The organism is Marisediminitalea sp. (assembly GCF_984433645.1).
In genome coordinates this window covers 1-25,342 of sequence record NZ_CFIDRX010000047.1, presented here as the reverse complement: position 1 = coordinate 25,342, position 25,342 = coordinate 1, and the positions used below count along the sequence as shown (strand labels likewise).

Sequence of the window (25,342 nt, the reverse complement as noted above, 5' to 3'; positions counted from 1 at the left end):
AGCAGGGAACTGGTTTCAGCCACTCACCCACCTCTCCGTCATGTGGGGCTGCATTCTAATGACTAACGGGTAGAAGTCAATGCTTTTTTAAGGAAAAACAAACCGTATGCCGGGATTTTGTGCAATCCGGTTTTTTTGCCTAAAAAGCAGACAAAACAAACCCTGTTCCTGGTTAAATATAGCGCAAATCCCGTTTTTAGTCCCATTTCCCACAAACCGTTGAGATTTTTCTCTCGCGCACAAAAAAGGCCGGATAAACCGACCTTAGTATGATTATTCTGCGTCTGAGGGTTGCGACCCTTTTTCAGCCTGAATTCTCATATATATTTCTTCGCGATGCACTGATACTTCTTTAGGCGCATTCACACCGATTCGTACCTGATTACCTTTTACACCTAAGACGGTTACTGTGACATCGTCACCAACCATCAGTGTTTCACCCACACGACGAGTTAAAATAAGCATTCTTTTGCTCCTGTTCCTTTAATACGGCGCCTTCCTGGCCAATCTGACGTCTCCGTCCGTACAGACGCGGTGATGGATGCTGAAACCCTGGTGTCACGACAGGGTTTCTCCATCGATACTTGCATTATAGCTTATCTTTTAGCCATGCGTTAACTGACTGTAACGCTTCTGATAAATTTTCTGGCTGACTGCCGCCGGCCTGTGCCATATCCGGACGACCACCGCCTTTACCGCCAACCTGAGCAGCGATGAAATTAATCAGTTCACCCGCTTTCACTTTACTGGTCAGGCCCTTGGTTACGCCGACGATTAAACTGACTTTTCCATCAGCAGGAACGCCCAGCACAATCACCCCTTCGCCAATACGGTTTTTCAGGTCGTCGACCATACCGCGCAACGATTTGGCTTCAACACCTTCAAGCTCAGCAATAAGCGCTTTAACGCCATTGATCTCAACAATGTTAGACAATACGTCTGCACCCTGCTGGCTGGCCAGCTTCTGCTTCAGAGCAGTCACTGTTTTTTCCAGTTCTTTCTGCTGTGTCTGAGTTTGCGCCACTTTCTCGGCAACGCCCAGTGCGTCAGTTTTCAACAAACTTGCAGCTTGTTGCAGCACCGCTTGTTGTTGTTGTACAAACGCCAGTGCGCCCATACCGGAAACCGCTTCAATACGGCGAACACCCGACGCAATACCCCCTTCAGAGATAATCTTAAACAAACCAATATCTCCGGTTTGTTTGACATGCGTTCCACCACACAGTTCCGTCGAGAAGGGTCCCATGGACACAACGCGTACTTTTTCATCGTACTTCTCGCCGAACAATGCCATTGCACCAGACGCTTTGGCTTCATCCAAATCCATTAACTGTGTCGTCAATACATGGTTAGCCTGAATTTCTTCATTCACACGCTGCTCAATGGTTTGCAATTGCTCCGCCGTTACACTCTCAAAATGCGAAAAGTCGAAACGCAAACGTTCTGCATTCACCAATGAGCCTTTCTGAGTAACGTGATCGCCCAACACTTCACGCAGTGCTGCGTGTAATAAGTGAGTTGCACTGTGATTCTTACGAATCGATGTGCGTTTTGTATCATCAATTTTTGCAGCGGCTTTATCGCCTTTCTGAATAACACCTTTTACAATGCCTTTGTGAGCAAAAGCATTACCCAGTTTTTGGGTATCTGTTACCAGGAATTCGCCGTTGGCCACTTTGAGGACACCCGTGTCACCCACCTGACCACCAGACTCAGCGTAGAATGGGGTGCTGTCTAACACCACGACACCTTCTTGTCCGTCAGTCAGCTGTTCACAGAAGTCGTTGCCACAAATTAACTCAACGACATTAGACTCTTGTTCACCGTTATCATAACCAGTAAACGCAGTCTCCTGCTCCACTCTGAGCGTATCGTTGTAATCTGCACCAAACTGACTGGCTTCCTGCGCGCGTTTGCGCTGAGCTTGCATCGCAGCCTGGAAACCGTCTTCGTCGATGGTGTAATCGTGCTCACGGGCAACGTCAGCCGTTAAATCGGTTGGGAAGCCATAGGTGTCATACAACTTAAAGACCAATTCACCCGGAATCACCGTACCTTCCAGTGCTTCAAGGGCTTCGTTAAGGATGTTCATCCCGCGAGACAGTGTCTTACTGAATTGCTCTTCTTCCACTCGCAGTACTTTTTCAATAACCGGCTTCTGATCTTTCAGTTCAGGGTATGCTTCACCCATCTCTTTGATCAGCGCTTCAACCAGCTTGTAGAAGAAGATATCGCTGGCACCTAACTGATAGCCGTGGCGCACAGCACGACGAATAATACGTCGCAATACATAACCACGACCTTCATTGCTAGGCATAACACCATCGCAAACCAGGAAGGCACAAGAGCGAATGTGGTCGGCAATAACGCGCAATGACTTGTTCGACAAGTCTTCGGTACCGACAATCGTCGCAGCGGCTTTGATCAGGTTATCAAACAGGTCTATCTCGTAGTTACTGTGTACGTGCTGCATGATCGCAGAAATACGTTCCAGGCCCATACCGGTGTCAATCGACGGCTTAGGTAACGGCTCCATAGTGCCATCTGCCTGACGATTGAACTGCATGAATACCAGGTTCCAGATTTCAATAAAACGATCACCGTCTTCTTCTGGTGTGCCCGGAGGACCACCCCAGATATGTTCGCCGTGATCGTAGAATATTTCAGAACAAGGGCCGCAAGGACCCGTATCGCCCATCGACCAGAAGTTGTCTGATGTCGCGATGCGAATAATTTTTTCTTTCGGCACGCCAATCTGGTTTTCCCAGATATCGAAGGCTTCATCATCTTCGGCGTACACGGTCACCAGCAGCTTGTCTTTTGGCAGTTTTAATTCTTCAGTCAGAAACGACCAGGCAAACTGAATGGCTTCTTGTTTGAAGTAATCGCCAAAGCTGAAGTTACCCAGCATTTCGAAAAAGGTATGGTGACGCGCGGTGTAACCAACGTTTTCCAGGTCGTTGTGTTTACCACCTGCACGAACACAGCGCTGTGACGAGACTGCGCGCGTGTAGCTTCGTTTCTCAGAGCCAAGAAACACGTCTTTAAACTGGTTCATACCGGCGTTGGTGAACAACAAGGTAGGATCATCTGCCGGTACCAGAGAAGAACTGGCAACGGCCTGGTGGCCATTACGACTAAAATACTCGATGAATTTACGGCGAATATCGGCAGTTGATAGAGTCATTGAGAACCTGAAATCCTTTGTTGTTTATAAAGCCTGTTTGCGGTTTTATTGTCGCTGATTAATTGGTCTGGCTGCACAAAAACCGCATGTTCTTGAGGGTTGCAACAATATCATGGATGATGGCGCTTTGTTAAGCAATGGCGTGGTCAGAGGGCAGAAATAATTACTATCAGGCAGATTGATTGTTTCGATTAAACCACAGTATTTATTCTTCTGTTACTGAAAGCGCGTATTCAATGTGGTCCTGATAAAATCCGCGGTACTGTAAAAAGCGCATTTGTTTGTAGCGCAGTTCCCGGTCTGAGATGCGTTCAATGCCGTATTTTTTTGCCCGTACTTGCAAAGCAAGTTCAAACCAGTCGATTTCGTTTTCCTGAATGGCTTGTTCTACTAAGTGTTCATCGACCTGCCACTGCTGACAGTCCATTTTTACCCGACCCGGGCCCTGTCCTTTCGCGGCGCCTGCGCGCACCTTCATTTCGGCAAAACGGGCATCACTTTGGATACCGGCTTCGCGATATTCTTCTAACACCGGCACAAACGCGTTTGTCTGAAAGCCTTTTTGCTGTAATTTTCGTATGAGCTCAGCATACGCATGTTCTCGTCGTGACAACATGCGTGTAATCGAATCCATAATGATTTTGCGGTCGCTATCTGTCATGTTTAAATCAACTTTTTTCATTAACGGGGCATACTAACGAAATGGCGTACGAAGTAAATATCCAAGGGTACCGCGTGCGATGCCTTGATGCCATTTCAGAAATCGCTCAGGACCAATGGGACTCACTGGCTGTTCATGCAGCAACGGGCGGCCCCTTCGTGCAGTATAACTGGCTTGCACTGCTGGAGGACACTGGCTGCGTAGGTCAGGATACCGGCTGGCAACCTGCCCATTGGGTTATCTACAAGGACGATGTGCTGGTCGCACTGGTGCCGGGTTACGTTAAAACCGACAGCTATGGTGAATACGTTTTTGATCACAGCTGGGCCAATGCTTATCACCAACATGGGTTTGCATATTACCCAAAGTGGATTGCAGCGATACCGTTCACTCCGGTTACAGGGCCTCGCCTGCTATTGCGGCCTGGCACACAGCTTAACGATTGCCTCAGCACCTTAAAACAAGCTCAGGAAGTCTGGGCCAACCAGTCAGGTATTTCGTCTTTTCACTGGTTATTTCACGACCACGATTGTGCTGCGTTTGAACAACTGGCTCTCCCCACTCGCAGAAGTGTGCAGTTCCAATGGGTCAACCGCAATTATTCAAGCTTTGACGATTTCCTTGCGGTGTTAACATCGCGCAAGCGCCGGGATATCAGAAAAAACCGTCATCGCCTCGCAGGGAACGGGCTCGACATTCAAACGTTAACCGGGGAGCAGCTCACCACTGCGCACATGACCACCTTTATTGATTGCTACCAGGATACCTATTTAAAACGCAGTGGGCACACTGGGTATCTGACACCGGCGTTTTTCTATGGATTGCAGGAAACCATGGCAGATAACGTGTGTTTGGTAATGGCCAGCCTGGATGAGCAACCCATTGCGTCCGCGTTGTTCCTCTATGATAAAACCGGCTTATACGGTCGCTACTGGGGCTGCTTGCAGGACATAGATTCATTGCACTTTGAGTGCTGTTATTTTCGGGGAATTGATTTCGCCATTGAGAAGCAATTGCCGTTATTTAACCCGGGTACTCAGGGAGAGCACAAAATTCTGCGCGGGTTCGAACCCATATTTTGTTATTCCCAACACGCCATGCGGCACCCGGATTTTCATCAGGCTGTAGACAACTTTTTACAGCAGGAATCGCCAGTTATTGAACAGTATTTCAATCAGGCGCAGGATGTATTACCTTTCAACAACACTTTTATAACAAAATACATTAACATCAACAATAAACCGTCTTCTGACGACATCTAACACAGAGTATCAAAATGAAGTACACGTTAATTGCAGCATCTGTTGCAGCTACACTAGCCCTAACGGCTTGTAGCAAACCTGAGAACCAAACCACACAACAAACTCAGACCGAAGCGCAAGCCAGCGCTCAGATTGGGTCTTTTGGCGTCGATTTAACTGCCCGTGATATGAGCGTTAAACCTGGCGATGATTTCTTTATGTATGCCAGCGGTACCTGGTACAAAAACTATGAACTGCCTGCAGATAAAACCCGCTATGGTGCATTCTCTCAGCTAGCGGATCGCAGCGAAGAACAGGTCAAACAAATTATTGATGACATTATGGCATCGGATGATTTAACACCTGACGAACAGTTAGTGCACGACTTCTACACGGCCTACATGGATACAGACACCATCAATGCCAAAGGCATCGCACCATTGATGCCAATCATTGAGGAAATCAACAACATCAACTCGGTTGACGCACTAACAACCTTCTTTGGTAAGAGTTGGCTACACGGCACTAACTCGCCACTTTGGGGTGGTTTAGGCTATAACCGACTGGAACCGAATGAATATCAGATGTCTGTTGGTGTAGGTGGTCTTGGCCTGCCAGATCGTGACTATTACCTGAGTGATGCAGAACGATTCGTAGATATCCGCAGTGCCTACCTCAAGCACATTGAAACTATGCTGAGTTTTGCGGGTGAGACCGACACAGAGCAGAAAGCGCAGGCAATTCTTGCCCTGGAAACCCGCATTGCAGAGATTCAATGGCCAAGAGAAAAGCGTAGAAACCGTGACCTGACCCTGAACCAGATCGCGCGTGAAGAACTGAGCGATGCTTACCCTAACTTCAACTGGAACGCTTGGTTAAATGCGCAGGGCTACAAAGCGCCGGAACTTAACATTTCACAACCCGAGCCGGTTAACGCGGTCATTGAAATTGTAAATGACACATCGCTGACAGATTGGAAAACCTACCTGACTTACCATGCGATATCTAACAACGCGTCTATGTTGTCAGACGATATTTACATGGCGAATTTTGATTTCTTCGGGAAAACCCTGTACGGACAGCAAGAGCCTCGTCCACGTTGGAAACGTGCAATAGGCGCAATGTCAGGGACTGAGTCCCTCGGCTTCGCTATTGGTAAGAGCTATGTCAATCGCTTCTTCCCGGAAAGTTCAAAAACGCAAATGGCCGAACTGGTTGAAAATCTTCGCGCTGCACTTGGCGAACGCATTGACGGCCTGGATTGGATGGGCGAAGAAACCAAAGTCAACGCCAAGGCCAAGCTGGCTGCATTCCGTCCTAAAATTGGCTACCCCGATGAGTGGATTTCTTATGAAGGCTTATCGATCACCGCCGATGATTTGCTGACAAATGAACACAATCTGCGTAAGTTCTTCAGAGCGCAGGAACTGGAAGAAGAATTAAAACCCACAAATCGTGAGAGATGGGGTATGACACCACAGCGAGTGAACGCCTATTACAACAGTTCATTCAATGAAATTGTGTTCCCTGCTGCGATTCTTCAGCCTCCGTTCTTCGATCCAAATGCGGATCCAGCGGTAAACTACGGTGCCATTGGTGCGGTAATTGGCCACGAAATGGGTCACGGCTTTGACGACCAGGGTTCTAAGTCAGATGCGAACGGTATTCAGCAAAACTGGTGGACCGATGAAGACCGCGCCGCGTTTGAAGCTAAAGCCGATGCCCTTGCTGCGCAGTACAGCGCATACGAGCCTATCGAAGGTAACTTCGTAAATGGCCGCAACAGCCTTGGTGAAAACATTGGTGATGTAGGTGGTCTGGCAATGGCATATCACGCCTATCAACTAAGCCTGAATGGCAAAGAAGCGCCTGTCATTGATGGCCTGACCGGCGACCAGCGTTTCTTCCTGGCCTGGGCTCAGGTATGGAAAGAAAAGCGCACAGAACAAAGCATGCTGAGTCAGTTGCGTGCAGGTACTCACGCTCCGGGTCAATTCCGTGCGTTAGCACCGCGTAACCACGACGCTTGGTACAAAGCTTTTGACGTGCAGCCAGGTGATGCACTTTACCTGGCGCCAGAAGAGCGTGTACGTATCTGGTAATAATTTGCTAAAACGTAAATCAAGCCACCGTTAATCGGTGGCTTTTTTTTGCCAGATAAGCAACAAATTATTGGCCGGCATTGGACGAATCTCGGTGAGTTGTAACCCCTCTCCCGCCCAGACCTTCAGGCTGTTAATGTCTTTGTAACCGCCATATCCGCGGCTTAGCAAACTGTCGTGGAACTGCTCGTTACTCAGTGATGAAAACTGGCCATTCAGCGTGAAAGGACCATATTGACAAAATATCCCCTGTGCAGGCAATTGTTGGGCAATGCTACGCATCATTAACGCCACTTCATCAGCAAACATAATGTGAGCAGTATTGGCAGAATATACGGCGTCAAACGGGATATCAGGGAACGGATGTTCACCAATTTTCAACGTGATGGGGTCAAATAGATTCGCTAACCCGGCTTCATGTACCCAGGCCTGAATACCAGCGTGATTGTCTACAACATCGCTGGTGTGCCAACTGAGATGAGGCAGGTTACGCGCAAAATGCACCGCATGTTGCCCGGTACCACTGCCTATCTCCAGCACCGTTTTGCTGTTAGCAAATGCCCGCGACAACTCAGCCAGTATCGGCTGTTTGTTGTTTTCGCAGGCCTGGCTAAATGGCTTAGTCATTCAGATTGGGACCCAACCAGCGCTGAGCAGTTTCGATATCCCACCCTTTGCGCTTGGCATAATCTTCAACCTGATCCTGTTGGATTTTTGCTACCGCAAAATAACGGGCTTCCGGATGCGCAAAATACCAGCCCGACACTGACGCGCCAGGCCACATTGCATAGCTTTCGGTGAGCTTCATGCCGGTGTGCTCTTCCGCGTTCAACAAGTCCCAGATCAATTGCTTTTCAGTGTGCTCAGGACATGCCGCATAACCCGGTGCCGGTCGAATGCCCTGATACTTCTCGCGGATAAGGTCATCATTGCTCAGCGATTCGTCCGGAGCATAGCCCCAGTATTGCTTACGAACCTGTTCGTGCAGGTATTCAGCGAAAGCTTCTGCAAGTCGGTCTGCAACCGCTTTTACCATGATGGCATTGTAGTCATCGCCTTTTTCTTCATAAGACGCTGCCAGCTCATCTTCGCCAATGCCGCCTGTCACTGCAAACGCGCCGACATAGTCATTAATGCCAGAGCCTACTGGTGCCACAAAATCACTTAAGCAGTAGTTCGCGCCCTTTGGCTTGTCGGTTTGTTGACGTAAATGGTGCGCCACGCCCAGGGTTTCCTGACGACTTTCATCGGCATAAATCACCACATCGTCATCCTGGCGATTGGCAGGAAACAGCCCGATGACACCTTTAGCCTGCAGGCTTTGATTGGCAATCACGGTGTCCAGCATGGCATTGGCATCGTCAAACAGGCTTTGAGCCTGCTCGCCAACAACGTCATCGGTCAGGATGCGCGGATACTTGCCTGCCAGTGACCAGGTCAGGAAAAACGGCGTCCAGTCAATGTAATTGCGCAGAGTTTCGAGCGGCACCGTTACGGGCGTTACACCTAGTTTATTGGGTGTAACCGGCGCGGTACTGAAGTCTGGTACATGCGCATTGTCGCGTGCCTGCTGCAAACTGACCGGCTTACTGCGAGGCTGTTTACGCGCGTGCTGATCACGCACAATGTCGTATTCTTTGCTGAGCTGCTCAGCAAACTCAGCGCGGGATTGTGCATTCAGCAGCTTCTGGCACACACCCACGGCACGACTTGCGTTAGGTACATACACCACTGGCGCATGGTAGTGCTGTTCAATTTTTACAGCTGTATGCGCTTTAGAGGTGGTCGCGCCGCCAATAAGCAGAGGCAGATCGAACTCCAACCGCTCCATTTCCTTCGCCACGTGCACCATTTCATCAAGAGACGGGGTAATGAGCCCCGACAGCCCAATCATGTCGACGTCTTCTTCTTTGGCTTTTTGCAGGATACTGGCGCACGGCACCATCACCCCCATGTCGATAACTTCAAAGTTATTACACTGCAGAACCACACCCACAATGTTTTTACCGATGTCGTGAACATCGCCTTTCACGGTCGCGAGCAGGATTTTGCCATTGCTCTTCTGACCCTCTGATTTTTCAGCTTCAATGTAGGGCTGCAGGTAGGCAACGGCCTTTTTCATAACTCGCGCGGATTTTACGACCTGCGGCAGGAACATTTTTCCTTCACCAAACAAGTCGCCCACTACGTTCATGCCGTCCATCAGCGGGCCTTCGATCACGTGCAGTGGCTTTTCTGCCGCCTGTCGTGCCGCTTCCGTATCGTCTTCAATATAATCCGTAATGCCTTTTACCAGCGCGTGTTCCAAACGCTTATTCACCGGCAACTCACGCCAGGCCAAATCTTCCTTAACAACAGTTTTACCGTCGCCCTGATACTTAGGAGCCAGCTCAAGCAGCTTGTCGGTTGCGTCTTCATGACGATTTAAAATCACGTCTTCAACGGCATCGCGCAGTTCTTGCGGGATCTCGTCGTACACTTCCAACTGCCCGGCATTCACAATCGCCATATCCAGGCCCGCGCGAATGGCGTGATACAGGAAAACTGAGTGCATCGCTTCACGAACCGGGTTATTGCCCCGGAACGAGAATGAAATGTTCGACAAACCACCCGATACGTGTGCATAAGGACAGGTCTGACGAATGACTCTGGTTGCTTCAATGAAGTCGACGGCGTAGTTGTTGTGCTCTTCGATCCCCGTCGCGACGGCGAAAATATTGGGGTCAAAAATGATATCTTCCGGCGGGAAGCCAACTTCTTCTACCAGTAATTTGTAACTGCGCTGACAAATCTCAACCTTACGCGCCTGCGTATCGGCCTGTCCGGTTTCGTCAAATGCCATTACCACTGTAGCGGCACCGTAGCGCTTGATAAGGCGCGCCTGATGCAGGAACGGTGCTTCACCTTCTTTTAAGCTAATTGAGTTCACAATCGCTTTGCCCTGCACACACTTAAGGCCGGCCTCGATGACTTCCCACTTAGAGGAGTCAATCATGATAGGCACACGGCTAATGTCGGGCTCTGACGCGATCAGGTTCAAAAAGGTCGTCATCGCATTCACCGAATCCAACATGGCTTCGTCCATGTTGATATCGATGATTTGGGCACCGTTTTCAACCTGCTGGCGGGCTACGTCTAATGCGGTTTCGTAATCGCCATTTAAAATAAGGCGTTTAAATACGGCTGAACCCGTTACGTTAGTGCGTTCACCGATATTAATAAAACTTGAAAATTCTGCAGACACGTCAATACCTTAATGCACAAAGGGTTCTAAGCCAGACAACCGCATTTTGGGTTCAAATGCAGGAACGGCGCGAGGCGTAACACCGGCAACGGCGTTGACCAAATCCTGGATATGCTCGGGAGTGCTGCCACAACAGCCGCCGACGATGTTGACCAAACCTGAACCGGCCCACTCTTTAATGTGTTCAGCCATTTCAGGCCCTTCCATGTCGTATTCACCAAATTCGTTTGGCAAACCGGCATTGGGGTGAGCAGACACCAGGCATTCTGATACAGAAGCAATTTCGTCTACATACTGACGCAACAAATCCGGCCCCAGCGCACAGTTTAAACCGAATGAAACAGGCTTAATGTGACGCAGTGAATAATAAAACGCTTCGGCAGTTTGGCCAGACAGCGTGCGACCTGATGCATCGGTAATTGTCCCGGAAATCATAACCGGCAATCTGAATCCTTGCGCCTCAAAGACGGTTTCCACCGCAAATGCGGCAGCTTTGGCGTTTAACGTATCAAAGATGGTTTCAATAAGAATGATATCGGAACCGCCTTCAATTAAGGCTTCGCAGGACTCAGTGTAAGCCTCTACGAGTTGGTCAAAGGTCACGTTGCGCTTTCCCGGATCATTCACATCTGGCGATATGGACGCCGTGCGGTTTGTCGGGCCCAGTACTCCGGCGACAAAGCGCGGTTTATCCGGTGTTTTCGCCGTGAATTCGTCTGCGGCTTTGCGCGCCAGCTTAGCGGCAGCCACATTGATATCCCTCGATTGCGCTTCCATGTCATAGTCAGCCATGGCAATGGTGGTCGCATTGAAAGAGTTAGTCTCGATAATATCTGCACCCGCAGCCAGGTACTGACAATGGATGTCGTAAATGATATCTGGCTGAGTAATGGACAACAGATCGTTATTGCCCTTGATATCGCAATGCCAGTCGGCGAATTCCTTGCCCCGGTAATCTTCCTCTTCCAGTTTGTGCCGCTGGATCATGGTGCCCATTGCGCCATCCAAAATGAGAATGCGCTGAGCCGCCAGGGCATAAAATTGCTCGTCTGTTAACCTGGTCACGTGTTACCTCTTATGCTGGTTCTTTTCTACCAGCTGATTCAAATCGTACGGCGTTGTCTGGTAAACATAGTAGTTTATCCAGTTAGTGAAAAGAAGGCTGCCGTGAGAGCGCCATCTTACTAGAGGAGACTGTGTCGGGTCATCCCCGGGGAAGTAATTACATGGAATATTGGGATTCAGACCAGCCTGAACATCACGTTGATATTCGTCTGCCAGTGTTTCAGGATCGTATTCTGGGTGCCCGGTAATAAACACCATGCGCTTGTCATCAGATGCCACCACATAAGCCCCGGCCTCTTCAGATTCGGCAATCACTTTAACGCCGTCAATGCTCTCGTATTCATCGGTATTGATATAGCCGTAACGCGAATGTGGCGCGTAGAACTCCGGGTCAAACCCTCGCAACAACTCGTTATGCGGGTCTTTTACCTGATGATGGTATACCCCGGACAGCTTTACATCCCGGAGTTTTCGCTGGATACCATAAAAATGATACATGGCCGCATGCGCCGCCCAACACAGATACAATGTTGACTGCACGTTGCGGTTTGCCCACTCCAGAATGGTTTTCATGGTGTCCCAATAGTTGACGTCTTCGTAATCGAGCAGCGCCAAAGGCGCGCCGGTTACAATCAGGCCATCATAGCGTTTATCTGCCACATCGTTGAAGTCATGATAAAACGCATCCATATGCGATTGTGGAGTGTGCTTTGGCGCGAGATCATTAATGCGAATTAAATCGACATTGATCTGCAATGGCGTATTGGACAACAGTCTCAACAGTTGCACTTCGGTCTCAATCTTATTTGGCATCAGATTAAGAATAGCCACCTCCATAGGGCGGATATCCTGACTCGCAGCACGCTGGCTATCCATGGTGAAAATATTCTCACCCAACAACACATTTTGTGCAGGCAAATTTTCTGGGATCCTGATAGGCATAGTCACTCCGGGCATAAATCTCGTTGTGCTATTGTCGCTAAAGCGCAGGCAATGTCAACATCTTTACGTCTAGACGTCTAAATGTTTATACGGGCATTTACCATGACGTGACTCCTTGGTTTCGCATTCGGAAAGAAAAACACATTATGAGTAACGCAACGCAGACAACACCCAAACTGCTCTGTAATGTTAATACTCAGACCTTAGCCTGTTGCTTTACCCAAACTAAACAACAACGTTCAGTTTGCACGTAGCTAGGGAAAGTAGCTAAACGAAAATAAGAGTGATAAGGACAATTAAAAATGCCTGACCAACCATACAAACTGGCGTTGTCTCGCAGGCAGTTTATTCAGGGCAGCCTTGCCTGTGCTGCTTTATCAGGATGTTCAACAATGAAGCAATTACCCGGGCAGACTTCACTGCCAGCAACAGAAACCATCAAGGTGAACGCGCCTTTTGCAATGCCGGGAATCACTGTTCCCGATTTTAGTCAGGCCACAGGGTTTGATATCCGCGATTTCGGTGCAGTCGCGCAGGACAAATCCGCAAACGATAGTGCATTACGCAGCGCGATAGCTGCAGCCAATCGTGCGGGTGCGGGAACCGTCATAATTCCACCTGGTGAATGGCTATGCGGGCCCATACACTTACGTAGCAATGTAAACCTGCACCTGACAGCCGGTGCCACTCTGTTGTTTTCTGAAAACCCCAGCGACTACTTGCCTGCGGTTAAAACCAGTTGGGAAGGCATGGAGTGCTATAACTATTCGCCACTTATTTATGCTTATGAATGCAGCAATGTAGCGATTAGCGGTAAAGGAACACTTCGGGCAAAGTTAGATATTTGGCAAGACTGGTACGCGCGCCCCAAAGCCCATATGGACGCCATTGCCAGTCTTTATCATATGGCGTCGAAGGATATCGCCGTTGAAGATCGGCAAATGGCTTATGAAGGTGCCAACCTTCGCCCTCATTTTATTCAGTTTAACCGTTGCCAGCATGTGTTAGTCGAAGGGATACATATTCAGGACAGTCCGTTTTGGGTATTGCACCCCTATATGTGCAGAGATGTTGTATTACGCCATGTAAGCGTATCAGCCCATGGCCACAACAATGACGGTGTCGACCCCGAAATGACGCAAAATATGCTTATAGAGCATTGCACATTTGATCAGGGCGATGATGCCATAGCGGTAAAAGCCGGGCGCAACCAGGATGCCTGGCGCTTACATACCCCGTGCCGGAATATTGTTATGCGCCATTGTCGAATTAAACGCGCACACCAATTACTCGCCATTGGCAGTGAGCTGTCCGGCGGCATAGAAAATATATGGGTACATGATTGCCACTTTGACGGCGGGGAAGCGTTCACCTCTGATGAACACAAATACCGCGGAACGGGCAACATCGTGTTTATCAAAACCAATGAACGTCGCGGAGGCTTCGTGCGAAATATCATTGTTGAACGCGTAAACGCCGATACTATTGGCGGTGGTGTACTGGCCATTGACACAGATGTGCTTTATCAGTGGCGAACCCTGGTTCCAACCTATGAGCGACGCCTGACAGCCATTGAGAATATACAAATAGCCGATATTACTGTGAATAATGCCGCTTTCATCAGTCAGATATCAGGTCAGGCAGAATTACCAGTAAATGGCGTGCAGTTGTCTAATCTTGCAGTGAGTGCTTTGTCCGGAGACGCTTTTCTACACGAGCACGTACACAATGTGCGGATTGAATAGCTGATTGTGCGACCTGTTTTAAAGTTAAGTCGCCTCGGGCTACGCGGGTTTGTGAATATTCATTAGCAACTGGACTTCAGCGGCAGGTAGGTCGCAGCTATGCATGACTTCATCCATACTGGCGCCTGCTTGCAGCATCTCAGCAGCACGCTGATAGAGGCGGCTATCGGGATCCTGTTCACTAACCGTTTTAATTTGCTTTGCCAGTGCTGCTATATCATTTTCCAATGACGTTACTGAGCGCGCCACCGCCATACTGCGGGCCTGCCCTTCTTCAATCGTATTGTAAAAATTTTGCTGCGATCGGGTCAATTGCGCTATCAGCTTTTTATGATCGTCGAGCTCCAGCTTGAGTAAGCGGATTTGTTTGCGCGTATTCAGCCAATTAACTAAAAAGCCTCCTGTCGCCAGGAGGCAAGCGAATACGGCAATAAGAAGTGGTTTTGATACTTCCATGTGTTCGTCAGGCCGTTACAGGCTGCTCAGTTCGTCCCACTCTTCATCGCTTAATAACTTGTTCAGATCTACCAGAATAAGCAGTTCACCATCGCGGTTGCTTACGCCCTGAATGAACTTCGCACTTTCCTCGGTACCTACGTTAGGCGCACTGTCGATTTCTGAAGAGCGCAGGTAAACGACCTCAGCAACACTGTCTACCAGAATACCAACGACTTGCTCGTCAGATTCAATGATAACGATACGGGTATTGTCAGTGACGTCTTCTGGCGGCAAACCGAACCGGGCACGGGTATCAATAACGGTAACAACATTGCCCCGTAAGTTGATAATCCCCAGAACATAGTCCGGTGCACCAGGCACAGGCGCAATTTCGGTGTAACGCAGCACTTCCTGAACCTGCATTACATTAATGCCATAGGTTTCATCACCCAAACGATAGGTGACCCATTGCAACACCTGATCGTCTACATTTGCAGCGTTATTATTTCTATCATCACTCATGTACTTGGCTCCAATTGACTATGGCACCTGGTCTTTACTGCCCAAGCCATTATCTAGCATTGCAATTAGTTCATCAACGTCAAGCAATGCACACATTTTATCTTTCACCATACCCGCCAACCAAGGCCGTTTGCTGGACGCTTCACGCCACTTCACATCAGCTTTTGTCAACGATACAGTATTGACTAGTTTTTCACTGGCGAGTCCCCACGAACTATCGCCTAACATAATAAGATATTGATAGTTTAGCTGATCTGCCAGATTTTGATCGTATTTTTCGGGCATAACCCATTGTGCAGTATCAACAACACTCAATTTTTCTTCCCGATGCAGCATGATCCCCATAAACCATTTGGGTTTACCGAAAAGCGGACCGAGCTTGGTAAGCTGGTGAATACCGCCCAACGTTATCAAAGGCACTGCCAGGGTTAACCCCGCCACTTCAAAGAACAACGCCTGAAACTTATCATCAAGACGTTTTTCAAGTGGCAGTACAGGCGCATTAGGCGGCGCAGCATTTTGCTGTTGTGCAACGACTGCAACCTGCTCTTCTACGTCTTTTATCACCTGCTCGTCGGGCGATGACACCTTGGCGACGACCCGTTCCCGGGGCTTCTCTGCAACTGGTTTTTCTACTACCTGTTTTTCGACAACAGGCGGCGTTACGACAGGCGCAACATCAGGCACTTCAACGGTAGCTTGCTCGAGTAATTTTGCCGTACGCGCAGTTGCCTCCGCAGGATCTTCAACATCCCGCAGTAAACTGCTGAGGTACTCTTCCATTACCTCTTCTTTGGCGAACGGCGTGTTTTTACTCATTACTAGTCGTCACTGTCCAATGTATTCAATAATTTCTGATACGCAAACACCCCACGAGCTTTCGGATAAACAATCGAAGCGGGGGCCTGCATCTGGCTGGCATCACGGAACCGGGTGTCTACCGGAATCATGCCCATCCAGGTTTGCTCTTTGTAATCTAACAATAACTGTTTGTGGGCTGCGATGGCCGCGTTTATTCTCCGGTCAAACATGGTAGGCACAATAATGGTGTCAAATTCACGTCCTAGCATTTTGCCCATAATCGCCATGGTATGCATCATTCTGTCCAGGCCTTTGAGTGCAAGGAATTCAGTTTGCACCGGCACAACCACTTTTTCGCAGGCTGCTAACGCATTCACCATTAACACGCCAAGCACTGGCGGACAGTCAATCAGCACATAATCAAACTGTGATTCGATTTGCTTCAAGGCCTTTTTTAGTACCAGGCCCATGCCCATCTGATTGCCCATTGAGCGATCTAAGGTGGCCAATGCCATCGTCGACGGCAAAATAAATAAGCTGTCCAGCTTACTTGAACACAAACAGTCTAGGACTTTATCGTCGCTTAATCCGGAAGGATTAGCAAAAATATCGTAAATTGAATGTGATAGCTCTTCAGAATCAATGCCGAAGTAGTAGCTCAATGAAGCGTGCGGGTCCATATCAACTAGCAACACATTGTGGCCCTGCTTTGCCAGCAGCCCACCCAGTGTGACCGTTGTGGTTGTTTTCCCTACCCCGCCTTTTTGATTGGCAATGGTCCAGATTTTCACCGCTACTCTCCCAACAGCGCTAATATTGGCTCACCGGTTACATCTCGGTGATAATGCAGCTACCTATATCATCTATATTAATATTCACTTCCGCCAGTTTATCGACGGTAACCGCTTGTGGCATGCCATAAACCACACTGCTTGCCTGGTCTTGCGCCCATACTTTAGCCCCCAGGCCTTTCAATGTTCTGCATCCCTCACGTCCATCAGCGCCCATTCCGGTTAAAATAATGGCTAGCGTATCACCGCCGTAGATTTTTGACAGACTGTTGAAGGTAGTGTCGACACTGGGCTTATAACCAATATCCGACGCGTCAGATTCAGTTATTACAATTTTAGGCTGTCCTGACGACTTATCCACTGTCATCTGCTTGCCGCCGGGGGCAAGATACGCCCAGCCATTCTGCACAACATCACCGTGTTCTGCTTCTTTGATGCGGATATTACAGTGCTGATTCAGCCGCTCGGCAAACGCTTTCGTGAACGTGCCTGGCATGTGCTGTACCAGAAAAATCGGATACGCAAAGCCTTCAGGCAATACGCTAAGTACTTTTTGTAATGCAACCGGACCGCCTGTAGAAGCGCCTATAGCAAGACAGCGATAACGCTTCCCGCTGCGGCGTACCTGCGAGACGACCTGTGGTTCTACCTGTTCACTCCGACCAGCTAACAGCGAAGAGCTTCTTAAAAAAGACGCTTTAGGCGCATTAGTGGGTAGCGTTCTGGTCGGTGTAGAAGGTGCTGGGCGACGTGAGGTAATACCCGAGGGTGTCGTCAGCGGTCTGCGCTGTGTAGACAGTGGTGTCCGTCTTGCGAGAAGTCTGACTTTCGTTCTCAGAATAGTTGCCGCATCGCTGCGGTCTTTGGCTATTTCTTCAAATCGCTTGGGCAAAAAGTCGACAGCACCCGCGTCCAGCGCGTCCAACGTCGCTTTGGCTCCCTGATGCGTGAGAGAAGAAAACATGATTACGGGAACAGGACATTCATCCATAATCCGTCGCACTGCAGAGATACCGTCCATGACAGGCATTTCTACGTCCATGGTGACAACGTCAGGGCGCAGCTTTTTGATTAATTCAATCGCTTCGCGCCCATTTTTTGCTTCGCCAACCACATCCAGTGAACGGTCTTCATTCAGAATATCTTTAACCCGGCGGCGATAAAAGCTCGAATCGTCGACCACCAGGACTTTGAAGGCCATTTAACAAGAATCCTCTATTATTATTTTAATGCTTTTCGTGCGTAGCGTTTCAGCAGACTTGGGATATCCAGAATCAAGGCAATACCACCATCGGAGGTTATCGTTGCTCCCGCCATACCCGGCGTGCCCTGTAACAGCGCATCCAACGGCTTGATAACTACTTCTTCCTGTCCTATCAGTGCGTCAACCACAAACCCAACTTGCTGAGTACCAATTTGTACCACAACAACATGACCTTTGTGACGGTCAATGTTTTTGGGTCCGCGTATCAACCATTCTCCCAGGAAGAATAACGGGATAGCTTTTGAACGCACAATCATGGTTAGCTGGCCATCAACCGTATTGGTTTTCTTGATGTCCATATTGATAATTTCGTTCACCGCACCCAATGGCAGTGCAAAGGTTTGTTTGCCTACCACAATCATTAATGTAGGCAGGATAGCCAGGGTGAGCGGCACCTTGATTTCAAGGCGGGTGCCCCGGCCCAGTTGCGAGTCGATATTAACGGTACCGTTAAGCTGGTTAATTTTGGTTTTCACCACATCCATACCAACCCCACGACCAGAAATATCACTGATCTCGGTCTTGGTTGAAAAACCTGGTGCAAAAATCAAATTAAACGCTTCGACGTCAGACATACGGGCTGCCGCATCGGCATCCAACACACCGCGGGAAATCGCGATGTCTTTGAGTTTGTCCGGGTCCATCCCTTTACCGTCATCTTCAATGACGAGCAGGATGTGGTCGCCTTCCTGAGACGCCGACAATTTAACTTTACCCATTCGGGGCTTCCCAGTTGCCGCCCGGTCATCCGGCATTTCAATACCGTGGTCAACTGAGTTTCGAACCAGGTGAACCAATGGATCGGCCAGGGCTTCAACCAGATTCTTATCCAGATCGGTTTCTTCACCTTCCAGCTCTAGGGTAATTTCTTTTTTCAGGCTTCGCGCCAAATCCCTGACAACGCGAGGAAAACGACCAAATACCTTTTTGATTGGCTGCATGCGGGTCTGCATTACCGCACCCTGCAAGTCACCGGTCACCACATCGAGGTTGGCGATGGCTTTGGACATTGATTCATCATTGATGTTTATGCCCAGACTTAACAAGCGGTTACGCACCAATACCAACTCGCCCACCATATTCATGATCTGGTCCAGACGTCGGGTATCTACCCGAACGGTCGTTTCAGCTGGCGGTGGCGCAGGTGTGGCTTTCTTTTCGTCTTTTTTAGCTGTAGCGGGTGCCGCAGCGGGCTTGCTCTGCGCTGCAGGTGCAGCAGGCTTAGCTGCGGGAGCAGGCTTAGCTGCGGGAGCAGGCTTTTCAGGCGCTTTTGACGCAGGCGTCGGCTTCGCTTCGTTTTCTACCTTAACCCGAGGTTTTTCGGCAGGTGCAGGTTTTGCGGCTTCAGCGGCTTTTGTCTCGCCCGGGCCTTTGCCCTGTCCGTGTAACTGATCAAGTAACGCTTCAAACTCATCGTCGGTAATTTCATCATCACCGCCAGCTGGCGTAGCCGCTGGTGCTGCAGCAGGCGCTGGCGCGCTAGGCGCTTCAGCTTCACCGCTAAACTTACCTTTGCCGTGAAGTTCGTCCAGCAGCGCTTCGAATTCGTCGTCGGTTATATCATCGTCACCAGCAGGTGCAGCACTAGCTGCAGGCGCAGGTTTTGCGGCTGGCTTTTCTTTGGTTTCGTTCTTACCCGGCGCGCCACCCGTACCGTGAAGTTCGTCTAACAGTGCTTCAAATTCGTCTTCGGTGATATCGTCGATAACACCAGACGTGTCGCTTGTTGCACTCTCGGTTTCCTCGGGCTCTTCTTCCAGCTCGAAGGTTTCCTCAACAGCAGGCGCTTCAGAGGCGGCACCGTCAAAAATATTTTCGTCAGCCGTTTCGGGATGGCTCAGCTTGTGGAGGATATCTACCAGGTTGGCGTCTGCCGGCTCTAGCGGCTCACGCAGTTTTACTTTTTCGAACATCTCTACGACAACATCCGTTGCCTGTAGAATCACGTCCATTAATTCTGGTGTCAGCGAGCGCTGTCCGTTTCGCATGACGTCAAAGACATTTTCAGCGCCGTGACAAATTTCAACTAACTCGGTTAGTGACAAGAAACCAGCGCCACCTTTCACCGTGTGATAACCACGGAATATGGCATTGAGCAGATCTTTGTCTTCTGGGTTGTTTTCCAGATCTACCAGTTGCTCTTGTAATTGTTCGAGGATCTCTCCGGCTTCAACCAGAAAATCCTGCAAAATATCTTCATCGACATCAAAAGACATGCACCCGCTCCCCTAGAACCCTAAGCTGGACAAAAGGTCGTCAACATCATCCTGACCAGATACCACGTCATCACGGGTCTCTGCATCAATAATCGGTCCTTCAGCTTTGATTTCATCGTTATCGGCTTGTTTAGTGGAAGCTTTGACGTTTTTCGTCACTTCTGAACCACCAAACACTGTCAGCATGTGAACCAGACTATCTTCAACTTCTTTGACCAACTCGATAACCCGGCGAATAACCTGACCAGTCAGGTCCTGGTAACCCTGTGCCATAAGCACCTCAGTGAGTAACGACATGAGGCGATCTGCATTTTTGGACGAATTTTCCAGAAAAGTATCCAGGTCCAGGCACAATGATTTGAATTCTCCGAGCTCGATTTCACGATTCATCAGCTTTTTCCACTCAGGCAAAACACTGTCGATTTGCTCTTTCATGGTTTCCACAATTGGCATACTGTTTTCAACAGCGTCCATTGTAGTATTAGCCGCTTTTTCAGTTTCTTCAATAACGTAAGTCAATCGGCTTTGTGCGTCAGGGATGTCTTCGTTAGCGAGGCCAGCAATACGCTCGTCTAATTGGAAATTATTCAGCGCACTGTGTAATTGGCGGGTAAGCTTGCCTACTTCGGCAAATAACTCGACAGACTCTTTCATTGCCACGGCATCAAGCAATGCATTGGCTGATTCGTCATCTCCGTTCTCCAGAAATACGACCAACTGCTTTGCTTCTTCCAGAGTCATCGGAACTTTTCTGTTTTCTGTCATCCAGTTATCCTCAGGCGGTTAAACACTTAACTGGATTAACCCAAGCGTTCAAAGATCTTTTCTAGTTTTTCTTTTAGTGTTGCAGCAGTGAATGGCTTAACGACGTAACCGTTAACACCGGCCTGTGCGGCGGCAACAATCTGTTCTTTCTTCGCTTCTGCGGTAACCATCAAAACAGGTAAATGCTTCAACTTGTCGTCGGCGCGAATAGCGCGCAACAAATCGATTCCCTGCATCCCGGGCATGTTCCAATCAGTGACTACGAAGTCAAAATCGCCTTGCTGTAACATAGGCAGCGCCGTGCTGCCATCGTCGGCTTCCTGAATATTGGAAAAGCCCAGGTCTTTGAGTAAGTTTTTGATAATTCGTCTCATTGTAGAAAAATCATCTACAACAAGAATTTTCATATTCTTATCCAAAATTGCCTCCAGTGAGGATAGTCATATTGTTAGTATAGTTATACGAATCCGTATAGATGTTACTCACCAGTCCGCCAGGACTTCATACGAGCTTTTAATTTTAACATCGCCTGACTGTGAATCTGGCTCACTCTGGACTCACTGACTTCGAGAACTTCACCTATCTCGCGCAGGTTAAGTTCTTCATCGTAGTACAGAGACAACACTATAGCTTCACGTTCCGGTAATGTAGTAATAGCATGCGCCAGCGCTTTTTGAAATGCGCCTTGCATTAAATCATCTAATGGCGCATCGGAACCACGCGAATCTTCCGTGGTAATAACATCTTCCGACACACCTAAATCTTCGATACCGACCAGTTTACCTGCATTTACTTCAGACAACATCTGGTGGTATTCCGCCAGGCTGACATTGAGTTTTTCTGCAATGTCCACATCCCGGGCGTCGCGACCCGTTTCTCTTTCTACCTGCGCTATCGCCTCAGAAATCGCCCGGCCGTTTTTGTGTACTGAACGCGGCGTCCAGTCGCCTTTTCTAATTTCGTCGAGCATGGCTCCACGAATACGAATCCCTGCAAAGGTTTCAAAACTGGCGCCTTTGCTGCCGTCAAAATTCTTGGCGGCTTCCAGCAGGCCAATCATGCCTGCCTGAATTAAATCATCAACAATAACACTGGATGGCAAGCGCGCCATTAAATGATGGGCGATACGTTTAACTAATGAAGCGTGTCGCTCAACCAGCTGCGCTTTATCTATTTGTTGTTGATACGCTGCTGCTCTGCTATTCACACTCAGTTACCTGCCACCTTACCTGCAACCAGTTGTTCTACGAAAAACTCTAAATGGCCACCTGGCTGTGCCGGGATTGGCCATCCCGCAGCTTTGGTCGCTAACTGGCTTATTGCTACTGCTGCCGGTGATGCCGGGAACGCATCAACAATGGCACTTTGCTTGCGAACCGCACGCCGGATATTCTCGTCGAACGGCACGGTCGCCACTAATTCTAATGCAACATCCAGAAAACGCCCGGTTACTTTTGACAATTTACTGAATAATTCTTGCCCTTCCCGCACATCGCGCACCATATTAGCCACAATTTTAAAGCGGAATACGCCGTAGTCCCGGTTGAGAATTTTGATCAACGCGTAGGCATCTGTTAACGAGGTAGGCTCGTCGCACACAACCACCAGGATATCCTGTGACGCCCGGGCAAAGCTCAGTACCATGTCTGAGATACCCGCCGCTGTGTCCACTATGAGCACGTCAACCTGGGAGCGCAATTCACTAAACGCGCGAATTAATCCCGCGTGCTGCGTGGGAGACAACTCAGTCATTGACTGCGTGCCTGACGTTGCTGGCGCAATTTTAATACCATGAGGCCCGGTTACCAGCACTTCGTCTAGAGTACATTCGCCAGACAATACGTGGGACAGGTTTTTCTCTACCCTTAACCCTAACATCACGTCGACGTTAGCCAGGCCAAGGTCGGCATCCAATACCATTACCCGTTTGCCCTGCTTTGCCATTGCAATAGCGGTATTCAGGGTAATGTTGGTTTTCCCTACGCCACCTTTACCGCCGGTTACGGCGATAACTTTGATTAATCGAGATTGATTCATCTTTCTTAAGCTACTCGCTTGGTCTTCAATCATACTGCCTGTGCTGAATTTACTGCTGTATTCCCATTAGTATGATTCAATCCATACTTTTTATAAAGCTTTGCTGCTAAAGAGATTATAGATTTTGCATTTGCCACATGAATATCCTCTGGCACCTGCTGTCCATCAGCCACATAACTCACCGGAAGCTGCGCTTCGATGACGCTGCTGATCACCTCCCCTAAACTATAGCACTCATCTAACTTAGTGATGATACAACCTTGCATATCAATACTGCTGTAAGCGCCAATGATATGTTTTAGTGTAGCCTGTTGCGTATTACCCTGCACAACTAAATAATTTTTTATTGTTTGACCGCCAGCTTGCTGGAACGTAGCTAACTGACTGATTAAACGGCTATCCCGCTGACTGAAGCCCGCAGTGTCAACCAATACCAAACGCTTGCTGCGGAACTGAAACAGCAAATCAGCAAGTTGTTCACCCGACTGCGCTTTGCGTACCGGGCAACCAATGATCTTACCGTAGGTTGCCAATTGCTCATATGCCGCGATGCGGTAAGTATCGATGGTAATCAATGCAACCTGGTCAGCGCCATACTTTTGTGCGTATTTGGCAGCCAGTTTGGCAATCGTGGTAGTTTTACCTGTGCCAGTTGGCCCAACCAGTGCAACCACACCCTTCTGGGATAAGATATCATCATCGTTGGTCATTAATCGATTAGACAGAAGTTTGAGTAAGTATAACCAGGACTCGCGCTCGTTTGCTTGTGCAGGCGCGTAGCTAACCAACTGTCGCGCCAGCGGCGCAGAAATACCCATATCAATCATCTGCTGATTCAGAAAACGCTGCTGTGGCTTCATGCGTGACTGATGCTGTTGCTGCATATCCGACAGTTGGAACTGCAAGACATTGCGCAACGAGGCCAATTCAGCGCGGATATCTTCCAGACTTCCCTGAGATGCAGCAGAACCTGACTGCTGAGACGGCGTATCAAACTCATCGTCAAAGCCCCCCATTGCAGGCTTAGCCGCTGACTGTGTTTGTTGCTGAGCTGGCTGGGCTGGCTGAGCAGGTGCCGCAGGCGCTGAGGTTTGCATGGCTTTGGCAATAGACTGTGCTTGCTGCCTGCCTGCATTTTGTTTGCCCGCTTGTTTTTCCAGTAACTCCCGCAGGCTGTCCGGGCCGTCATCACCAATGATCTCGCTGAGGGTTGGTAACGGTTTTTCACCCGGATGCCCTGGCTTGCCCTGCTGTGCTTTGCCAGCTTGCATGTCCAGTTTAGCAGCAGGCTCTTTGTCGTAGGCTGCTACCAATTCAATGCCATCGGCCACCTTGCGATTTGACATGATCACGGCATCAGCACCTAATTCATGCTTTACCTGATTAAGCGCTTCGCGCATGTCTTTACCAAAAAAACGTCTGATTTTCATAATGACCTCGTTAAATCGGGTGCGTCAGTTTATTGACCCACCGATGCCACAATTTTTACCTGCTTGTCGTCGGGGATTTCCTGATAAGACAACACATGAAGCCCGGTTACCGCATTCTTAAGGAAGCGGGATAACACCGGACGCAACATGCCCGATGTCAGTAATACTGCGGGCTCACCCGCTAATTCCTGCTGCTGCCCTGCTTGCTGTAACGATTGTTGTAAGCGCTCAGCTAAACCAGGCTCAATACCTGCGCCATCATCCCCGCCTGCCTGCAACGACTGATGCAACATTTGCTCCAACTCTGGCGCCAGCGTAATGACAGGCAATTCTCGACCGCCGTTATTGATTTCCTGCACAATGAGACGCTTCAGAGAAATCCGCACCGCTGAGACCAGTACGTCAGGATCCTGACTCTTCGGCGCGTACTCTGTCAGCGTCTGCACAATGGTGCGCATGTCACGAATAGGCACGCCTTCATAAAGCAGGGTTTGCAACACTTTCACCACGGTAGACAGCGACACCAGATCCGGAACCAGACCTTCAACCAACTTAGGACTATGCTTAGCCAGCATATCCAGCAGTTGCTGTACTTCTTCGAATCCGAGTAACTGATAAGCGTTGGTGGTCAGTAGCTGACTGAGGTGAGTGGCAATAACCGTTGCCGCATCGACTACGGTGTAACCCAGTGTTTGCGCGTGTTCACGCTGATTAGGCTTAATCCACACGGCATCCAGTCCGAACGCAGGATCCTTGGTAACACGACCTTCCAGTTTGCCGAATACCTGACCCGGATTAATAGCCAGTTCTTCATCGTGGCTCACCTGCGCATCACCAATGGTGACGCCCAGCATTGAGATATGATAAGCATTGGGATCTAAATCGAGGTTG

At 49.1% G+C, this 25,342-nt stretch carries 22 protein-coding genes; 3 read left to right on the top strand and 19 right to left on the bottom strand.

Features of this window, described 5'->3' with window-relative positions; all coding sequences use genetic code 11:
* Nucleotides 1-273 precede the first annotated feature (273 nt).
* From csrA to AC4MRN_RS08305, 3 genes are all read right to left on the bottom strand, one after another.
* Entirely contained in the window at nucleotides 274-465 is a 192-nt protein-coding gene (gene csrA, locus AC4MRN_RS08315; RefSeq protein WP_073318995.1) for a carbon storage regulator CsrA, read from the bottom strand.
* A gap of 124 nt (nucleotides 466-589) precedes the next feature.
* Nucleotides 590-3,187, bottom strand: coding sequence for an alanine--tRNA ligase (alaS, locus tag AC4MRN_RS08310; RefSeq protein ID WP_491203000.1), 2,598 nt, complete (start codon nucleotides 3,185-3,187; stop codon nucleotides 590-592).
* Nucleotides 3,188-3,392: 205 nt separating this feature from the next.
* Nucleotides 3,393-3,848, bottom strand: coding sequence for a regulatory protein RecX (locus tag AC4MRN_RS08305; protein ID WP_073320916.1), 456 nt, complete (start codon nucleotides 3,846-3,848; stop codon nucleotides 3,393-3,395).
* A 41-nt stretch (nucleotides 3,849-3,889) separates the two neighbouring features.
* On the opposite strand from AC4MRN_RS08305, the gene AC4MRN_RS08300 reads away from it, so the two are divergent.
* Both AC4MRN_RS08300 and AC4MRN_RS08295 read left to right on the top strand, forming a co-directional pair.
* The gene (locus AC4MRN_RS08300; RefSeq protein WP_491202999.1) at nucleotides 3,890-5,110 is read left to right on the top strand and encodes a GNAT family N-acetyltransferase; all 1,221 of its coding nucleotides are present in this window, start codon (nucleotides 3,890-3,892) and stop codon (nucleotides 5,108-5,110) included.
* A 14-nt stretch (nucleotides 5,111-5,124) separates the two neighbouring features.
* A complete protein-coding gene (locus AC4MRN_RS08295; protein WP_491202998.1) occupies nucleotides 5,125-7,191 on the top strand; it encodes a M13 family metallopeptidase in 2,067 nt (688 codons plus the stop codon).
* 30 nt (nucleotides 7,192-7,221) lie between these two features.
* On the opposite strand, the gene AC4MRN_RS08290 is transcribed toward AC4MRN_RS08295, so the two are convergent.
* From AC4MRN_RS08290 to metA, 4 genes are read right to left on the bottom strand one after another with little or no spacing between them, the layout of a single operon-like run.
* Nucleotides 7,222-7,818, bottom strand: a complete 597-nt coding sequence (locus AC4MRN_RS08290) for a DUF938 domain-containing protein (protein ID WP_491202997.1) — start codon at nucleotides 7,816-7,818, stop codon at nucleotides 7,222-7,224.
* Complete coding sequence (gene metH / locus AC4MRN_RS08285; protein ID WP_491202996.1) at nucleotides 7,811-10,435, bottom strand: methionine synthase; 2,625 nt, start codon at nucleotides 10,433-10,435, stop codon at nucleotides 7,811-7,813. Before metH ends, AC4MRN_RS08290 begins: the two co-directional genes overlap by 8 nt.
* 9 nt (nucleotides 10,436-10,444) lie before the next feature.
* Nucleotides 10,445-11,500 carry a homocysteine S-methyltransferase family protein gene (locus tag AC4MRN_RS08280; protein WP_491054878.1) on the bottom strand — a complete coding sequence of 352 codons (1,056 nt, stop codon included), beginning with the start codon at nucleotides 11,498-11,500 and terminating at the stop codon, nucleotides 10,445-10,447.
* A gap of 3 nt (nucleotides 11,501-11,503) precedes the next feature.
* Nucleotides 11,504-12,442, bottom strand: coding sequence for a homoserine O-acetyltransferase MetA (gene metA / locus AC4MRN_RS08275; RefSeq protein ID WP_255053319.1), 939 nt, complete (start codon nucleotides 12,440-12,442; stop codon nucleotides 11,504-11,506).
* Between the two features lie 302 nt (nucleotides 12,443-12,744).
* Here metA and AC4MRN_RS08270 point away from each other — a divergent pair, with 302 nt between their 5' ends.
* A complete protein-coding gene (locus AC4MRN_RS08270) occupies nucleotides 12,745-14,187 on the top strand; it encodes a glycoside hydrolase family 28 protein (protein ID WP_491202995.1) in 1,443 nt (480 codons plus the stop codon).
* 39 nt (nucleotides 14,188-14,226) lie between these two features.
* Here the strand turns inward: AC4MRN_RS08270 and AC4MRN_RS08265 are convergent, their stop codons facing one another.
* From AC4MRN_RS08265 to AC4MRN_RS08210, 12 genes are all read right to left on the bottom strand, one after another.
* Complete coding sequence (locus AC4MRN_RS08265; protein WP_073319023.1) at nucleotides 14,227-14,643, bottom strand: DUF2802 domain-containing protein; 417 nt, start codon at nucleotides 14,641-14,643, stop codon at nucleotides 14,227-14,229.
* Nucleotides 14,644-14,658: 15 nt separating this feature from the next.
* Nucleotides 14,659-15,147: a chemotaxis protein CheW gene (locus AC4MRN_RS08260; protein WP_073319026.1), complete on the bottom strand. Its 489-nt coding sequence runs from the start codon at nucleotides 15,145-15,147 to the stop codon at nucleotides 14,659-14,661.
* Between the two features lie 18 nt (nucleotides 15,148-15,165).
* On the bottom strand, nucleotides 15,166-15,966 hold the full coding sequence (locus AC4MRN_RS08255) for a chemotaxis protein CheW (RefSeq protein ID WP_491202994.1): 801 nt from the start codon (nucleotides 15,964-15,966) through the stop codon (nucleotides 15,166-15,168).
* Between the two features lie 2 nt (nucleotides 15,967-15,968).
* Nucleotides 15,969-16,739, bottom strand: coding sequence for a ParA family protein (locus AC4MRN_RS08250; RefSeq protein ID WP_073319032.1), 771 nt, complete (start codon nucleotides 16,737-16,739; stop codon nucleotides 15,969-15,971).
* A 37-nt stretch (nucleotides 16,740-16,776) separates the two neighbouring features.
* A complete protein-coding gene (locus AC4MRN_RS08245; RefSeq protein WP_491202993.1) occupies nucleotides 16,777-17,940 on the bottom strand; it encodes a protein-glutamate methylesterase/protein-glutamine glutaminase in 1,164 nt (387 codons plus the stop codon).
* A gap of 20 nt (nucleotides 17,941-17,960) precedes the next feature.
* Nucleotides 17,961-20,219 carry a chemotaxis protein CheA gene (locus AC4MRN_RS08240; RefSeq protein WP_491202992.1) on the bottom strand — a complete coding sequence of 753 codons (2,259 nt, stop codon included), beginning with the start codon at nucleotides 20,217-20,219 and terminating at the stop codon, nucleotides 17,961-17,963.
* Between the two features lie 12 nt (nucleotides 20,220-20,231).
* Entirely contained in the window at nucleotides 20,232-20,984 is a 753-nt protein-coding gene (locus tag AC4MRN_RS08235; protein WP_370167161.1) for a protein phosphatase CheZ, read from the bottom strand.
* Nucleotides 20,985-21,019: 35 nt separating this feature from the next.
* On the bottom strand, nucleotides 21,020-21,403 hold the full coding sequence (gene cheY, locus AC4MRN_RS08230) for a chemotaxis response regulator CheY (RefSeq protein ID WP_070175545.1): 384 nt from the start codon (nucleotides 21,401-21,403) through the stop codon (nucleotides 21,020-21,022).
* Nucleotides 21,404-21,462: 59 nt separating this feature from the next.
* A complete protein-coding gene (locus AC4MRN_RS08225) occupies nucleotides 21,463-22,191 on the bottom strand; it encodes an RNA polymerase sigma factor FliA (protein WP_155015439.1) in 729 nt (242 codons plus the stop codon).
* Between the two features lie 2 nt (nucleotides 22,192-22,193).
* On the bottom strand, nucleotides 22,194-23,054 hold the full coding sequence (locus AC4MRN_RS08220; protein ID WP_073319046.1) for a MinD/ParA family protein: 861 nt from the start codon (nucleotides 23,052-23,054) through the stop codon (nucleotides 22,194-22,196).
* Nucleotides 23,051-24,451, bottom strand: a complete 1,401-nt coding sequence (gene flhF / locus AC4MRN_RS08215) for a flagellar biosynthesis GTPase FlhF (RefSeq protein WP_491202991.1) — start codon at nucleotides 24,449-24,451, stop codon at nucleotides 23,051-23,053. The genes AC4MRN_RS08220 and flhF overlap by 4 nt, the downstream gene beginning before the upstream one ends.
* A 29-nt stretch (nucleotides 24,452-24,480) precedes the next feature.
* A partial coding sequence (locus tag AC4MRN_RS08210) for an FHIPEP family type III secretion protein (RefSeq protein ID WP_491202990.1) occupies nucleotides 24,481-25,342 on the bottom strand: 862 nt, incomplete at its 5' end.

Bases quoted from the DNA above. Each gene is read 5' to 3' on its own strand.
- metA (WP_255053319.1), bottom strand. From the start codon at position 12,442: ATGCCTATCAGGATCCCAGAAAATTTGCCTGCACAAAATGTGTTGTTG.
- AC4MRN_RS08305 (WP_073320916.1), bottom strand. From the start codon at position 3,848: ATGACAGATAGCGACCGCAAAATCATTATGGATTCGATTACACGCATG.
- AC4MRN_RS08290 (WP_491202997.1), bottom strand. From the start codon at position 7,818: ATGACTAAGCCATTTAGCCAGGCCTGCGAAAACAACAAACAGCCGATA.
- AC4MRN_RS08300 (WP_491202999.1), top strand. From the start codon at position 3,890: ATGGCGTACGAAGTAAATATCCAAGGGTACCGCGTGCGATGCCTTGAT.
- AC4MRN_RS08245 (WP_491202993.1), bottom strand. From the start codon at position 17,940: ATGGCCTTCAAAGTCCTGGTGGTCGACGATTCGAGCTTTTATCGCCGC.
- AC4MRN_RS08220 (WP_073319046.1), bottom strand. From the start codon at position 23,054: ATGATTGAAGACCAAGCGAGTAGCTTAAGAAAGATGAATCAATCTCGA.
- AC4MRN_RS08295 (WP_491202998.1), top strand. From the start codon at position 5,125: ATGAAGTACACGTTAATTGCAGCATCTGTTGCAGCTACACTAGCCCTA.
- AC4MRN_RS08265 (WP_073319023.1), bottom strand. From the start codon at position 14,643: ATGGAAGTATCAAAACCACTTCTTATTGCCGTATTCGCTTGCCTCCTG.
- flhF (WP_491202991.1), bottom strand. From the start codon at position 24,451: ATGAAAATCAGACGTTTTTTTGGTAAAGACATGCGCGAAGCGCTTAAT.
- AC4MRN_RS08270 (WP_491202995.1), top strand. From the start codon at position 12,745: ATGCCTGACCAACCATACAAACTGGCGTTGTCTCGCAGGCAGTTTATT.
- AC4MRN_RS08235 (WP_370167161.1), bottom strand. From the start codon at position 20,984: ATGACAGAAAACAGAAAAGTTCCGATGACTCTGGAAGAAGCAAAGCAG.
- alaS (WP_491203000.1), bottom strand. From the start codon at position 3,187: ATGACTCTATCAACTGCCGATATTCGCCGTAAATTCATCGAGTATTTT.
- AC4MRN_RS08240 (WP_491202992.1), bottom strand. From the start codon at position 20,219: ATGTCTTTTGATGTCGATGAAGATATTTTGCAGGATTTTCTGGTTGAA.
- AC4MRN_RS08260 (WP_073319026.1), bottom strand. From the start codon at position 15,147: ATGAGTGATGATAGAAATAATAACGCTGCAAATGTAGACGATCAGGTG.
- csrA (WP_073318995.1), bottom strand. From the start codon at position 465: ATGCTTATTTTAACTCGTCGTGTGGGTGAAACACTGATGGTTGGTGAC.
- AC4MRN_RS08255 (WP_491202994.1), bottom strand. From the start codon at position 15,966: ATGAGTAAAAACACGCCGTTCGCCAAAGAAGAGGTAATGGAAGAGTAC.